The organism is Sodalinema sp. (assembly GCF_046483825.1).
Classification (GTDB): Bacteria; Cyanobacteriota; Cyanobacteriia; order Cyanobacteriales; family Geitlerinemataceae; genus Sodalinema.
This window is the reverse complement of the sequence record NZ_JAWOCL010000269.1, coordinates 1-14119: the sequence shown is the minus strand read 5'-3', so window position 1 is coordinate 14119 and position 14119 is coordinate 1. Positions and strand designations below refer to the sequence as shown.

Sequence of the window (14119 nt, the reverse complement as noted above, 5' to 3'; positions counted from 1 at the left end):
AGGTTTGGGCGATGGCTTAAGACCCCAACTTAAAGGCTTCTACAAACAGACTATACACCAAACCGACTTTGGTGGCGCTGAGGGTGTCAGAGAACAATGAAGATTGCCGTAGGCGACCATAAATCAGCCAATTGACGGCTTCAGTTAACAGTAACACTAGGAAAGCGACTGTCATGTCTAAGAAGGCCTTTTGTCCGGCGATGGTCGAGATCGCGTTACCGAGAAAGTAGCCAAACAGGAAGCCAATAATTGTTAAGGAAGTACGCCGCCAAGGGTTACGCGCCCAAGTGGTCAAGCGGGCTAACAGCACGTCGAACAGCCGATTCAGACGGGTATTTTGCACAAGATACTCCTCTCAACGCAGACGGGTTACGGAGACGGTGGCTGATTATCATGACTTAGACCAAATCAAAGATTTGGGCAATAAACCAAGCATAGAAAATCACAAACAGATACCCTTCCCAGCGGGTAATCTGTTTATCTTGCACCACAAAGAACATCAAGATTGTACCACAGAGCATTTCGAGTAACCCTTCAATTAGGGTTGTTTTGGGGATAATGAGTGCGCCAAAAAAGCGAGGAACAGCCATCACCACCAAGGCGTTAAAGATGTTTGACCCCAGAACATTCCCCACAGCAACGTCATAGCTGCCCCGTTTGACACAAACCAGGCTCACACTCAGTTCAGGGAGGGAGGTTCCCAATGCTAAGACACTGACCGCGATAATTTCTTTGCCGATGTTGAGCAATTCTGACAACGCAACGACCGATTCAACGGTGTATTTAGCCCCGAAGTAGATGAAAACAACACTAATAATTAATAGTAGCAGGGCTTTGAAGGGGAAGGTCTGCTTCTCCGATGAGTTATCGGCCGAGTTACTGGCTGAGGTATCGGCTGAGGTATCATCCCCATCCGACTGAGTGGACGGCGTTGATAGCGGTACTCCTTGGGGTTCAGAAGGACGATCTGAGACTCCCGCATCAACAGCCGCCGCGCCGACAGAGGCTTCAACTTGGGTTTCAAGGGGGTTCGTTACGGCTAAAGTTCCACCACCAATATCACCTTCCGAGGTGGTGGTGGTATAAACCAAATAGACACCATAGGCCAGCAGGCATAAGATGGCTTCACCGATGGAGTATTTGCCGGTAAAAAGCATCAAAGCGAGTAGAAATGAAGACCCGACAAATAGGGGTAAATCAACACTGGTTAGATCATATTTAAGATCCATTTTTCCGGCGACAATGGCAGCCACCCCAGTAATGAGAAAAATATTGGCAACATTAGAGCCGATCACGTTACCGAAGACGATTTCCGATGATCCCTCCTGCACGGCGGTAATCGAAGACATCAATTCCGGGAGGGACGTCCCCACCGAAACAATGGCAACCCCAACGATAAATGGGGACAGTCGTAGAAAAAATCCTAACGTTTCCGATGAGTCGATAAACCAGTCTGATGCCTTAATTAGCACAAACAAACTCACCGCAAATATGCCTAACCAAGTGAGTAATTCTAACATTTTAAAATTTAAAGGATCTCCAACCTTTAATATAACGCCAAAATACACCAAAATAGCGACGAGCGCTAAATTCAGCCCGACGCTCGCCATGAAGATTTATGAACAAGCGGCCTCCTAAAGAGATTGAAAACTGCCGCGTTTGGGGGCCACTTCAGGAGGACGACTCAGCGTCTGATTCTGGGGTTGAGGCCGGATTCCGTGGCTTGTTGGACACACTAAAGGCGCGAAAATGTTGGGCTTGCTGTTCGATGCGGGCCGCGAGGCGATCGCAGACGAGATGACACAACTCAAAGGTGAGTTCATCCTCAACGCAATAGTAAGCTGAGGTTCCTTCAGTGCGTCGGCTAAGGATACCCGCTTGTAGCATCACTTTCAGATGCTTAGAGACATTGGCCTGACTGGTTTTGGTGGCCTCAACCAGGTCCTGCACGCATCGCTCCTCATCGCGAAGCAGGTTCAAAATTTTCAGACGCATCGGTTCGCTGAGAATACTAAAATACTCAGCGACGTGTTTGGTAACTTCCTGGGGGATAGGCTGCTGCACAGGTTTAATCGGAGTGAACACCAACGGGGGAAACAGAATTAGACTCCCGAGGGGGGAATCTCACGAGACGAGAGTTAAGACAAAAGGCAAGACTTACGCCGGTAAGACGCGCATTAAGGGCTGATTATACTCAACGGGTTCACCGTTTTCGACTAGGATCTCGATCACCTCGCCCGTCACCTCAGACTCGACCTCATTCATCAGCTTCATAGCCTCAATGATACAGACCGTTTGCTGACTTGAGATGCGATCGCCCACATCGACAAAAGGCGGCTCATCCGGGGCCGGCGCACGGTAAAAGGTTCCCACCATCGGCGAGACAATTTCGACCCATTTGGCCGCCGAGGGAGGAGGCGTCGGAGACGAGGGCGTCACTGGGGTATCCGCTGTCGGCGATTCCGCCGCCGGAACCGGTTGCGGGAGCGTCATCATCGGCGCGGCGGCTGACACCACCCCCGATTCTTTGCGAATCGTCAGTTCTAAATCGTCATTCTTGAGTGTGAACTCAGAAATATCGGTTCCCTCTAAAGCCGCGATCAGTTCGCGGAGTTGGTTAAAATCCAATTGCACTGTTTTTTATCCGTTCGTTTGAAAAGCTGTATCTGCACGATATTGAGGCAAGGTTGCCCAAGAGTGCAACCTTTCCCCGTCGAGCAAAACTACTCCCGCCCCAAATAGCTATCGTTGCGGGTGTCAATTTTAATCCGTTCACCAATGGAAATAAACAGAGGTACCATCACCTGAGCGCCCGTTGACACAGTGGCGGGTTTGGTTCCTCCCGTCGCCGTATCCCCTTTGACACCTGGATCGGTTTCGGTGACTTCTAAGACAACTGAGTTGGGCAGTTCCACCTCAATCACCTTGTCATTCCAATAGACCACGTTAACATCCATCCCCTCGGACAGATATTTGGCACCTTCACCAATCTGTTCAGGGGCTAGGCGTGTTTCTTCATAGGTTTCCATGTCCATTAAGACAAAGGCCTCGCCTTCTCGGTAGGTATGTTGCATCACCCGTTTATCGAGAATGGCTTGGGGAACCGTCTCGGCGGCGCGGAAGGTGCGTTCGACAACACTCCCACTGTGCGCGTTTTTCAGTTTGGTGCGGACAAAGGCAGATCCTTTACCGGGCTTTACGTGCAGAAATTCCACCACACGCCAGACTTCACCGTCAAGTTCAATGGTGGAGCCTGTTCTAAAATCGTTTGAGGAGAGCATGAATCTCAATCCGTGCAGAACAATCGGCAACCTATTTTACATCTGTGCGGTTCGTTTGCCCTATTGGGGGGGGAGAAGGCAAGAGGCAAGAGGCAAAAGAAGGGAACAGGGAACACCGGAACAGGGAACAGGGAACAGAAGGCAAGAGGCAAGAGGCAAGAGGCAAGAGGCAATAGGCAAGAGGCAAGAGGCAAGAGGCAAGAGGCAATAGGCAATAGGCAAGAGGCAAGAGGCAATAGGCAAGAGGGAACGCCGGAATAGGGGGAACCCAGCCTTAATCCTTGCTGGGAGGAGAGGGTGGGCTTTTGTGAATGAATAATTAGGACGTTTGAAGTGTCTGAACTTTATCCATATAGAGAATTACACTTTCTTTTAACGTCTATCTTGGATTGTCTATTGCTTTAAAAATCGTCGAGAATTTCCACGTCGTCGGGAATCTCGACCTCCATTTGTTCCTGGAGAGATTTCCAACCCGGTTGCCATTGATTGCGGTTTTTCAGGACCTTGGCATTGAGCCAAAAGCGGACTTGTGAATCACACGAGGCCATGAGTTCGGCGAAGACAAAGCCGGCTTCGTTCTTGCGACTGACGACCTGAAAATGTCGCCAGCCCCAGGTTTTCTGCATGGCTGTCCATTTTGAACCGAGCAGGTGGGGGAACTTCTGCGTTCTCTTAGCCATCATTGCGGATTCTTCTCGACTTGCGTGCTAAAAATTTAGCAGCGAAGACGCCGCCGATAAAACCAAAGAGATGGCCCTCCCAGGAAATTCTGGGATCTCCGGGGAAAATGCCCCAAATCAGGCTGCCATAGAAGAACATCACGAGGAGCGAGAGGGCAATCGAGGGTAAGCTACGTTCAAAGAGTCCATGAAGCAACAGAAACCCTAAATAGCCAAAGATGACGCCACTGGCCCCGATGTGGATTCCCGCTGAGCCAAAAAACCAGATTCCTAAGCCACTAACGAGCGTGGCGATGAGGGTTACCCAGAGAAAATGACGAGTGCCGCGAATGAGTACCAGCCAGCCTAAGACGAGGAAGGAGATGGTATTTGAGAGAATGTGGGCAAAACTGCCGTGAAGAAAAGGCATCAAGACAATTCCCCGCAGGCTGTTGGGGTTGCGGGGAGAGACTCCGAAACTGTTGAGGGAACCGGCAAAGAGAAATTGATTGATGAGATGAACGCCCCACATGACGGCGAGGAAACTGCCGAGAATGAGAATGTGGCGTTTCAGGTCTCGGGCCAGTTTCTTGCTGCTACTCTCTTGACTCATCCTAATAACGGGGTGATGGGTTGGGGGATTACGATCGCTCACTCCAGGATAACAGGTTCATCGGTTGGCGATCGCCAGCTACAGAGTTGAGCAAAAAACGGTACAATACGAACAATTGTGAACTTAGTCATCTCAGTTCACCAACATCTGCAAGAACATCTGAACGGTATCATTAAGGCATCAATTATGGAAACCCTGGCACTCACAAAAGAGAACGTCGAAAAAGTGTTAGACGAACTGCGTCCTTACCTGATGGCGGATGGCGGCAACGTCGAGCTGATGGAGATTGAAGGTCCCATCGTCCAACTACGCCTCCAAGGTGCTTGTGGCTCTTGCCCCAGTTCAGCCATGACGCTGAAAATGGGCATTGAACGTCGCCTGCGGGAATATATCCCCGAAATTGCCGAAGTCGAACAAGTCATGTAACTTGGCGGGTTTGATCTCGACCTCCAGTAGCCGAAGACGAGTTCTTCGGCTTTTTGATGTGGGATTGATGTTGGAGGGGCTGTTTCCTGTGCGACATCTCGGATGGCGATCGCCCTGATACAATCACCCTGAAGGTTCCCGTCACGGCCACTCAGGAAATCAGGAAAAGTATGTCACATCCTCTTTACGTTGCCTTTGTCTGGCACCAGCACCAGCCGCTCTACAAAAGTCGGGCGGCGAGTACCCCCGATTGTGAACAGTATCGCCTGCCCTGGGTGCGTTTGCATGGGACGAAGGACTATCTGGATTTGGTGTTACTCCTCGAACAGTTCCCGAAACTGCACCAAACCGTTAACCTGGTTCCATCCCTGATCTTGCAGATTGAGGATTATATTTCCGGTAAAGCCCTCGATCCCTATCTCAAACTCTTACTCACGCCCCTAGAGCAACTCAGCCGCGAGGAACACCAGTTTATCCTGGAACGATTTTTTGATGCCAATCACCATACGTTAGTTGACCCCCATCCACGCTATCGAGAACTCTATGGCCAGCGGCAAGAACAAGGAATCGCTTGGTGTTTAGAGAATTGGCAAGATCGCGATTATGGGGATTTACTAGCCTGGCATAACCTGGCTTGGATTGACCCCCTATTTTGGGATGATGCCGAAATTGCCACTTGGCTCAAACAGGGGCAGGACTTTAGTTTAGGCGATCGCCAACGCATCTTCTCCAAACAAAAGCAGATCCTCAGCCGCATCATTCCCCAACATCGCCAGATGCAGAAGTCGGGACAGTTGGAGGTGATGACAACGCCCTACACTCATCCCATTTTGCCCCTGTTAGCCGACACCAACGCCGGCCGCGTCGCGGTTCCTGAGATGGAACTTCCTCAAAGCCGCTTTCAATGGCCCGACGATATCCCTCGCCATCTCCATAAGGCCTGGAAATTCTACTGCGATCGCTTCGGCCAAGAACCCCGTGGCCTCTGGCCCTCAGAACAGTCCGTCAGCCCCGCCATTTTGCCCCATATCGCCCGCCAAGGCTTTAACTGGATTTGTTCCGATGAAGCGGTGTTAGGGTGGACCAAACAGCATTTCTTCCACCGAGATGGAACGGGCAATGTCTTTGAACCCGAACTCCTCTATCGTCCCTATCGCCTCAAAACCGAGGCCGGAGATGTGGCCATTGTCTTCCGAGATCACCGCCTCTCAGACCTGATTGGCTTTACCTACAGTTCCATGAATCCTCGGGCCGCGGCCAGCGATCTCGTGGGCCATCTCGAAGCCATTTCGCGATCGCTCACCCGCGACCAAGACAACACCACCTTAGAGAAACCCTGGCTCGTCACCATCGCCCTCGACGGCGAGAACTGCTGGGAATACTATCAACAAGATGGCAAACCCTTCTTAGAAGCCCTCTATGGCACTCTCAGCAAACAAACTGGCATCAAACTGGTCACGGTTTCAGAATTTCTCGATCGCTTCCCCCCCACAGAAACCCTCCCCAGTGACGCACTCCATAGCGGGTCCTGGGTCGATGGAAGTTTCACCACCTGGATTGGCGACCCCGTCAAGAACAAAGCCTGGGATCTTCTCAGCCAGGCCCGTGAAACCCTAGCCAATCACCCAGAAGCCACAGAAGAGGCCAATCCTGAAGCCTGGGAAGCTCTCTATGCAGCGGAAGGTTCCGATTGGTTCTGGTGGTTTGGTGAGGGACATTCCTCGGATCAAGATGCCATGTTCGATCGCCTCTTCCGAGAACATCTCGGGGCCTTATACAAGGCTTTAGGTGAACCCATCCCTGATAACGTTAAACATCCCCTAGAAGTCCATGAACGCAAAGGGGATATGCGCCCCCAAAGCTTTATCCATCCCATCATTGACGGTGTGGGCGATGAACAAGATTGGGATCACGCGGGACGTATTGATGTGGGCGGGTCCCGAGGAACCATGCACCGCAGTAGTCCGGTTCAGCGGCTCTGGTACGGCTTAGATCACCTGAATTTCTATCTACGCTTAGACTTCAAAACCGGCATTGAACTGGGCCAAGATTGCCCGCCGGAACTGCATTTGTTCTGGTACTATCCCCAGCAAACCATGCACACCAGCCCAGTGCCGTTACGGGAACTCCCCAGTCAGCCGCCTCTGAACTACCGCTTTGCCACGCATCTGACGGTGAACCTCCTCAGTGAGACCTTCCGAATGCAGCAGGCGACGGAACACGATCGCTGGGCGGCCCGCAATAGCCGCGTCAAGGTGGCCATCAATGAGTGTTTAGAGTTGGCGGTTCCTTGGGCCGATTTACCGACGGAACCGGATTGGAATTTACATTTAGTCCCAGTCCTCGCCGAACAGGGAACCTTCCGAGAATTGGTTGTTGAGGATGGGTTGATTCCGATGACGATGCCGTAAGGGGAAGGGAAGAGGCAAGAGGCAAGAGGCAAGAGGCAAGAGGCAAGAGGCAAGAGGCATAACCCACCCCAAACCCCTCCCAAGAGGGGATGGTAAGAGGCAAGGGGCATAACCCACCCCAAACCCCTCCCAAGAGGGGATGGTAAGAGGCAAGAGGTAAGAGAAGGGAATAGGGAACCCTGGAACTGGGGCGTACCTTTAGGGTCGCCCTTTTTTTGCAAGAATCTGTCGGAGGATGGGTAAGACCTTGCGACTGCGGTGGGGGTCAAGGGTGGCGCTGCTGGGCTGCTGGGGCGGTTCCTCCTTGATATGGAGTCCGGGGACATCGGAGATGACTTTCATGCCGATTTGGCGGCGTTCTGCCGGGCTGAAGGGGGCAAAACTGCGGTGTAGGAGGGGTAGAACGGCGAGGAAGCGGTCTTCGGGGAGCGATCGCACCCATTGGTCAATTAGCCCTAAGAGGCGATCGTCGTGAACGAGGAGCAATCCACTGCCTTGTAGGAAGCCTTCGAGCCAATGGCCGGTGTCATCGAGGTTGTCTGGTTGGCTGAGGACCCAGCCGAGATGTTGGCTGACGCGATCGCGGCTTAGATATTGGGCATCCAATAACAGACGACAACTTAAACCCGCCAAGAGACTGGCACTATCCGGGGCGTTCAGGATGGTCTCTAGGCTGTTGAGCCAACGGGATGGATGGGGACAGTCGGGGAGTTGGGCGATCGCCCCGTGGGCGGTCAGGATAGCCTCGGCAAGCTGACGGGCGGCGGTGGGGTTGAGATGACGGCAGGCGGCACGAAGGTTGAGGCAACAGCGTAGGATGAGGCGATCGCAGATGGGTTGGATGACTGTGGCGTCGGTTTGTTGCAGGTTGCGATAGCGTAAAATCCCCACCAGGGGCGGTAAGGCGGCGGCTAATTGGCTGAGATCTTGGGTCTGGCTGGCGACGGTTTCTAGGCGATCGCGAATGCCGCTGATGGCTTGGGGGAGATTGGCCCGGAAGAGGCGATCGAGGAGGGCGGCTAAGGGCGGCAGATGGTCGATGGCCTCGGCTTCGGACTGACTGTAGGCGTTGGCGGCGGTTTCGAGGCTACTGCCCCAGATACAGCGTTGAATTAACTGGACATCGAGGCTCGGTTGCCATTGCAGATGCCAAAGTTCTCGGAAAGTCCCTAGGCCGGGATTTCCTTGCCGGCTGGCCCAGGAAATCCCTAATAATCCTAGTCGGTGAAACAGTTGCGATCGCTGGTTATCGCGGGGACGGCGTAGATCTAAGTCTAAGACGGTGAGATCGCTGCTAATCTCCAGATGCAACTGTTGGGCTTGTTGCCGTAAATCTTGTTGTAGGGGGGTTGTTGGGGTGTTGTGGGGGACTTGGCCGAGGCGATCGCTAATTTCGAGGCGATCGCGCAGTTGAGAGGTCAGGGACGCTGAATCGGGGAGCATCACCGCTTGGGCTGCGTCTTGCAAGTCTTCGAGTCCGGGTTGGGGGCGATCGCGCAAGGCGGCTAAGGTGTTGGCCAGACGCACCGCATCAATCACCTCGGCGGTGGAGGCTAAATGTCCTAACTCCCGCAAATGACCCGCCACCTGTGTTAGCCAGCCTAAGGCTCGCTGTTGCGGCGGCTGATGGCGAGTTTCCCAGAGGTAATGATACCAACCGGGGGCGGTCATTCCGGCTTTGTAACCACTGCCCGCCGCCAGTTGTCGATAACTCCAGGGAATCCAGGTGGCTTGAACTTCGGGTAACGGTTGGGGGAAGGGTTTTGATAATGACCCTGATAACGACTCCAATAACGACTCCAATTGAGTCCTGACGTCAGCCTCAGAGGGCATCACGGCTAAGGCGGGGCTATGCCAGGCCCCACAGACGACGGCTAGGCGATCTCGGGGAAAGTCCCGTTGAATTTGTTGTAAACGCTGTTGCATGGCGGCTTCTCGCAGGCGATCGCCGTCGGTGATGGTCGCCGTTTCCCGCAAAGCGGTCATCGCCTCTAGGATGGCGGTAAACTGCTCCTCGGACGGCTGGCGTTGTTCGATCAACTGGTCCCACCAGCGATCGCCATGAACCACTCCCGCCGCTTGAGCGAGTTCTTGAATCGGGTTAGTCGGTGTTGGCAGATGCGGTTGTCGTTGTTGCTGTTCCAGGGCAAAGTGATAGCACTGGGGTAAATCAAGCCAATGGATAGGAATCCCTGCTTTTAACCCATATTGCAAGGCTTGCCATTCGGGGCTAAACACCGTGAAGGGATAGTAAACCGAGGTTTGGGGTTGCTCTCGACTATAAATCAGTAACGCCACTGGAGGCTGAAGGTCTCGATTGGCGGCGAGGTGGGTTACGGGTTCCGCTTCTGGGGGTCCTTCGATGAGGATCTGTTGGGGTTGCCAACGGTGCAGGGCCTGGTGCAAACTTTGGGCAGATCCTGGGCCATGATGACGGATGCCAAAAATACGAGTGGGCATGGTCGAACAATGAAGAATTGACAGTGACTTATTACCGGTCGGAGGATATAAATATCAACATACCTATCGTTTTGTTAACGATATATCAAGGATTCTTAAATTTGTTATCCTGGACGTAGCCTCTGGAGTGATAAATTTGGCAAGTTCCTGCCCCATTTTACCGTCATAAATTCTAGGAATGAACGGTCAATCATAAACCAACTATCATCCCTCGGCAACGCGATTCAGACACCTCGTAAATCTGTGAGTTTAAAATGTTAACCCAAAAACCCCAAAAACTTGACAAAAGTCGTGGCTTGCGCTGGAAAGCAGCGGCGATCGCCGTTGTGTTAGGAACCATTCCAGTCATCGTTGTCGGTGCGATCGCCTATACCACCACCAACCGGTCTTGGCGCGAGCAAATTTTTAGCAACAAACAAGGCTATAGCAGCCAAGTTTCAGGAAAACTGAATCGATTTATATCAGAACGCTATGGTGATTTTTATGCCATTTCTCGTCTGCCAATTTTCACCAATCCTGAAATTGCGCTAGCCGCCAGCGCCCAAGACAAACAAGACTTTCTCAACACCATCGTTGAAGCTTACCAAATCTACGACAGTGTGGCTCTGTTTGATACCCAAGGACGACTGATGATTCGCTCAAGTGGCAGCGACACCACGACTCAGCTCGATGATGCAAGTATCCGCACTATTCTCGCTCAAGATCGGCCGTTAATTAGTCCTCCTCGTGTGGCTTCAACAACCGGAAAATTATCAGTCTATATTTCCGCCGCCATTCTCAACGCTGAAACAGGTAGTCCCATGGGGATTGTCCAGGCCCGATTTCCCGTCCGTGAACTTCAAGACCTAATTGTTGGTAGTGACAGCGACAACCAATATGTCCTCGATGCCCGAGGACGAATTTTTATCAGTAGCCAAGGGGAGAACGTCAACATCACCCGTTTTCAAAATGCTCCCTTAATTCAACAAGCACGACGTACAAATCAAGAGCAAGTCGGTATCATTCGCGATCCGAATCAAGAGTCTTACCTCATCGCCGTTGCACCGCTAACTCAAGGTCAACAGATGTTTGACCTCAACTGGATGGTAATTGTCGAAACAACAACCGAGAATGCGTTTGCCACCTCCAACAGTCTCCTACGCACCATCGGCATGGGAACCCTAGGAACCGCCGTTGTGGTGACCATTCTGGCGGTGGGGGTGAGCCTGATGATCACCGAACCCCTGATTCAACGCATCAGCGATGTGGTTAGAACCGTCGTCAGCGCCTCCTCAGAAATGGCCGCCACCGTCGAACAACAAGAGCGCAGCTTATCCCAGCAGGCGGCCTCGATCAGTGAATCCACCGCCATGATGGAACAACTGAGTCGCTCGGCGCAACGCTCGGCTGAACAGGCTCAAAGCGCCCAAGACCAAGCTCAGCACGTGCTACAACTGGCCAAGGATGGGGAAGTGGTGGTCGATCGCACCCTTGAGCGCACCACTGAACTCCAACAACGGGTGGCGGGTTTAGTCGAACAAATGGACAATCTCAACGAGCAGACTCGCCGCATTGGGACGATCTCCTCCCTGGTGAGTGACTTAGCCAATCAAACCAATATGCTGGCTCTCAATGCTTCAGTCGAGGCCGTTCGGGCCGGTGATGCGGGACGTGGCTTTGCGGTGGTGGCCTCGGAAATTCGCAAACTCGCCGATCAAAGTCGCCATTCTGCTGAGAAAATTGACACCCTCGTCGAGATGATCCAATCAGCCATTAACACCACCAGCAGCCTGGCCCAAGAGAGTACCAGTGCGGTCGGAGATACCACCGGCTTTGCTCATCAAACTGCTGAGAAGTTTATGGGAGTCAAAAATGCTATTCAGAAAATTGCGGTAGGATCTCAGCAAATTGCCGCCAATGCTCAACAACAGGCTCGGGCCATTGAACAGCTGACTGAGGCGATGACCGCTCTCGACTGTGGGGCCAATGAAACGGCTAGCAGTATTAGCCAAACTCGCGCTGGGAGCCAACATCTCAATGATGCGGCGGTCTCACTCCAAAAAATGGTCTAGACTCTCAGCTCACCCCGGTCTCAAGATGCGGCGCTTTCGCACAAATCGCTCAGCAAGCTAGGCTAAGCTGTTAGACATTGCCGATTTTCCCTTAACCTCATGCCCCTATTGTTCGCCGCCACGACGGGTTTTCAGCTCAGTGACGCCTTTTTTGCCTTTGTCATTGCCGCGATTTTGCTGTTGTTGGGCCGTGTCATTCGCCAAAAGCTACAGATTCTACGACAGCTTTATATTCCTAGTTCTATTGTTGCAGGACTGTTGGCTCTACTCCTCGGACCGCAGGTGTTGGGACAGTTGATGTCCCCGGAATCGCCGTTGGCTGAAGGACTATTCGCGCCGACGATTCTCCAGGTCTGGCGGGAATCTCCGGGGGTTTTTATTAATGTGGTGTTTGCAACGCTATTTTTGGGGGAAATTTTGCCCGCGCCTCGGGAGATTTGGCGCAAGGCGGCGCCTCAGGTGGCGTTTGGTCAAACGTTGGCCTGGGGACAGTATGTGGTGGGGTTATTACTGGGATTGCTGGTGTTAACGCCGGTGTTTGGGTTATCGCCGATTGCGGGAACGTTGATTGAGATTGCGTTTGAGGGGGGCCATGGAACGGCGGCGGGAATGGCGGACACCTTGACGGAGTTGGGATTTCCTGAGGGGGGAGATTTGGCGTTGGGGTTAGCGACGATTGGGATTGTCTCGGGGATTGTTTCGGGGATTGTCTTGGCGAATTGGGGACGACGCAAGGGATTGATTCGCTCGGCTCGTCTTGAACCGGATGCTACGGCGGAGGTGTATGGGGTGGAGCGGGAGCATCCTGATGTTTTGGCGGCTCGCAAGCGGTTGACGTCGGATTTATTGATTGATCCGATTTCTCTGAATTTAGGGTTTGTGGGCCTGGCGATCGCCTTCGGCTGGCTTATCCTAGAGGCGCTTAAAGCTTTTGAGCAACTGACTTGGGGAGGAGAGGGCGGCGTGACGATCTTAGGCTATATTCCTCTGTTTCCGATGGCGTTGGTGGGGGGAATTTTGGTGCAGTTGCTGTTGCGACGGTTGCGGTTGGACCCTCTGGTGATGCGATCGCTGATGGAGCGAATTGGCGGGGTGGCGTTGGATATTACGATTATTACGGCTCTGGCCTCGATTTCTCTGACGGCGTTGGGGGCGAATTTGGTTCCGTTTGCGTTGTTGGCGTTGTTGGGGATTACGTGGAATGTGCTGGCGTTTATAATTTTGGCGCCGAAAATGTTACCGGAGTTTTGGTTTGAGCGGGGTTTGGGTGATGTGGGCCAGTCGATGGGGGTGACGGCGACGGGAATTTTGCTGTTGCGGATGGTTGATCCTCAGAACCGTTCGGGGGCGTTTGAGAGTTTCGCCTACAAGCAACTGTTTTTTGAGCCGATTGTAGGGGGAGGGCTGTTTACGGCGGCGGCCCCGGTGTTGGTGGTGCAGTTGGGGGCTGTGGGGACGTTGCTACTGACGAGTGGGTTATTGCTGTTTTGGCTGGCGTTTGGCCTGTTGGTGACGGGACGGCGATCGCGACGACCTCTCGGAGAAGGCTAATGGAAGGCTAATTCACGGATCGCTAAATGCACTCCTTCTGAGCTGCGCTGGGCCTGTTCTTGTCCTGTACTAAATCTGTACTAACAAAGTACGAATAATGTACTCAACTCGTACTGTAACTGCTGTGGCTCTAACGCTTGTTAATCAAGGCTTTTCAGTATTCTAAAAAAAAATAAAATATTTCCTGCAAATCAGGTGTTTGTCTTGGGAAAAACATGTTTTAATCGAGACAGATGGGTTCTAGGGTTAACTTATGTATTGGACGACTTTACTTTTGGCGGCAACCTACGCCGCGATGGTTGCTTTAGTACTGTTCTCGGTGCAAAAGCGGGTTTTCCGCAATGCTGGCGTAAAGCTGACCACGAAAACCGTGGGCCGCATTCGCTAGCGGTGATAGCTGTTTGGCGCGATCGCCGCTGCTGTCTCACTCCAACCGGTCAGATGATGGTTCGCCATTGAGTCTGACCGGTTTATGATTGGGGTTAAACCCAAAACTCCCCTCTCCCCTCGTGCCATGGCTCCCTCCCCTCTCCCCTCGTGCCATGGCTCCAGCCATGACACGAACTCCCCCTCGTGCCATGGCTCCCTCCCCTCTCCCCTCGTGCCATGGCTCCAGCCATGACACGAACTCCCCCTCGTGCCATGGCTCCAGCCATGACACCAACTC

The 14119-nt window shown here is 52.8% G+C and carries 12 protein-coding genes; 4 read left to right on the top strand and 8 right to left on the bottom strand.

Going from position 1 to position 14119, the window contains the following annotated elements:
* Positions 1-16: 16 nt before the first annotated feature.
* The 7 genes from R6U67_RS17060 to R6U67_RS17030 form a co-directional block, all read right to left on the bottom strand.
* A complete protein-coding gene (locus R6U67_RS17060; RefSeq protein ID WP_410253659.1) occupies positions 17-343 on the bottom strand; it encodes a DUF565 domain-containing protein in 327 nt (108 codons plus the stop codon).
* 55 nt (positions 344-398) lie between these two features.
* A complete protein-coding gene (locus R6U67_RS17055) occupies positions 399-1520 on the bottom strand; it encodes a calcium/sodium antiporter (RefSeq protein ID WP_410253658.1) in 1122 nt (373 codons plus the stop codon).
* Between the two features lie 151 nt (positions 1521-1671).
* Positions 1672-2073: an ArsR/SmtB family transcription factor gene (locus R6U67_RS17050; RefSeq protein WP_410253676.1), complete on the bottom strand. Its 402-nt coding sequence runs from the start codon at positions 2071-2073 to the stop codon at positions 1672-1674.
* An 84-nt stretch (positions 2074-2157) separates the two neighbouring features.
* On the bottom strand, positions 2158-2634 hold the full coding sequence (gene accB / locus R6U67_RS17045) for an acetyl-CoA carboxylase biotin carboxyl carrier protein (RefSeq protein WP_410253657.1): 477 nt from the start codon (positions 2632-2634) through the stop codon (positions 2158-2160).
* 89 nt (positions 2635-2723) lie between these two features.
* Positions 2724-3281, bottom strand: a complete 558-nt coding sequence (gene efp / locus R6U67_RS17040; protein WP_410253656.1) for an elongation factor P — start codon at positions 3279-3281, stop codon at positions 2724-2726.
* 401 nt (positions 3282-3682) lie between these two features.
* Complete coding sequence (locus R6U67_RS17035; protein ID WP_410253675.1) at positions 3683-3961, bottom strand: TIGR02450 family Trp-rich protein; 279 nt, start codon at positions 3959-3961, stop codon at positions 3683-3685.
* Positions 3954-4553, bottom strand: coding sequence for a rhomboid family intramembrane serine protease (locus R6U67_RS17030; RefSeq protein WP_410253655.1), 600 nt, complete (start codon positions 4551-4553; stop codon positions 3954-3956). The genes R6U67_RS17035 and R6U67_RS17030 overlap by 8 nt, the downstream gene beginning before the upstream one ends.
* Positions 4554-4739: 186 nt before the next feature.
* Between R6U67_RS17030 and R6U67_RS17025 the strand changes: the two genes are divergently transcribed.
* Both R6U67_RS17025 and R6U67_RS17020 read left to right on the top strand, forming a co-directional pair.
* Entirely contained in the window at positions 4740-4979 is a 240-nt protein-coding gene (locus R6U67_RS17025) for a NifU family protein (RefSeq protein WP_087705882.1), read from the top strand.
* Positions 4980-5149: 170 nt separating this feature from the next.
* Positions 5150-7390: a glycoside hydrolase gene (locus R6U67_RS17020; protein WP_410253654.1), complete on the top strand. Its 2241-nt coding sequence runs from the start codon at positions 5150-5152 to the stop codon at positions 7388-7390.
* Between the two features lie 198 nt (positions 7391-7588).
* Here the strand turns inward: R6U67_RS17020 and R6U67_RS17015 are convergent, their stop codons facing one another.
* Positions 7589-9850, bottom strand: coding sequence for a DUF5682 family protein (locus tag R6U67_RS17015; protein ID WP_410253653.1), 2262 nt, complete (start codon positions 9848-9850; stop codon positions 7589-7591).
* 254 nt (positions 9851-10104) lie between these two features.
* Between R6U67_RS17015 and R6U67_RS17010 the strand changes: the two genes are divergently transcribed.
* On the top strand, positions 10105-11901 hold the full coding sequence (locus R6U67_RS17010) for a methyl-accepting chemotaxis protein (RefSeq protein WP_410253652.1): 1797 nt from the start codon (positions 10105-10107) through the stop codon (positions 11899-11901).
* A 99-nt stretch (positions 11902-12000) separates the two neighbouring features.
* Positions 12001-13452, top strand: coding sequence for a sodium/glutamate symporter (locus tag R6U67_RS17005; RefSeq protein WP_410253651.1), 1452 nt, complete (start codon positions 12001-12003; stop codon positions 13450-13452).
* The last annotated feature ends 667 nt before the right edge of the window (positions 13453-14119 follow it).

Bases quoted from the DNA above. Each gene is read 5' to 3' on its own strand.
- R6U67_RS17055 (WP_410253658.1), bottom strand. From the start codon at position 1,520: ATGTTAGAATTACTCACTTGGTTAGGCATATTTGCGGTGAGTTTGTTT.
- efp (WP_410253656.1), bottom strand. From the start codon at position 3,281: ATGCTCTCCTCAAACGATTTTAGAACAGGCTCCACCATTGAACTTGAC.
- R6U67_RS17035 (WP_410253675.1), bottom strand. From the start codon at position 3,961: ATGGCTAAGAGAACGCAGAAGTTCCCCCACCTGCTCGGTTCAAAATGG.
- R6U67_RS17030 (WP_410253655.1), bottom strand. From the start codon at position 4,553: ATGAGTCAAGAGAGTAGCAGCAAGAAACTGGCCCGAGACCTGAAACGC.
- R6U67_RS17025 (WP_087705882.1), top strand. From the start codon at position 4,740: ATGGAAACCCTGGCACTCACAAAAGAGAACGTCGAAAAAGTGTTAGAC.
- R6U67_RS17020 (WP_410253654.1), top strand. From the start codon at position 5,150: ATGTCACATCCTCTTTACGTTGCCTTTGTCTGGCACCAGCACCAGCCG.
- R6U67_RS17015 (WP_410253653.1), bottom strand. From the start codon at position 9,850: ATGCCCACTCGTATTTTTGGCATCCGTCATCATGGCCCAGGATCTGCC.
- R6U67_RS17010 (WP_410253652.1), top strand. From the start codon at position 10,105: ATGTTAACCCAAAAACCCCAAAAACTTGACAAAAGTCGTGGCTTGCGC.
- R6U67_RS17005 (WP_410253651.1), top strand. From the start codon at position 12,001: ATGCCCCTATTGTTCGCCGCCACGACGGGTTTTCAGCTCAGTGACGCC.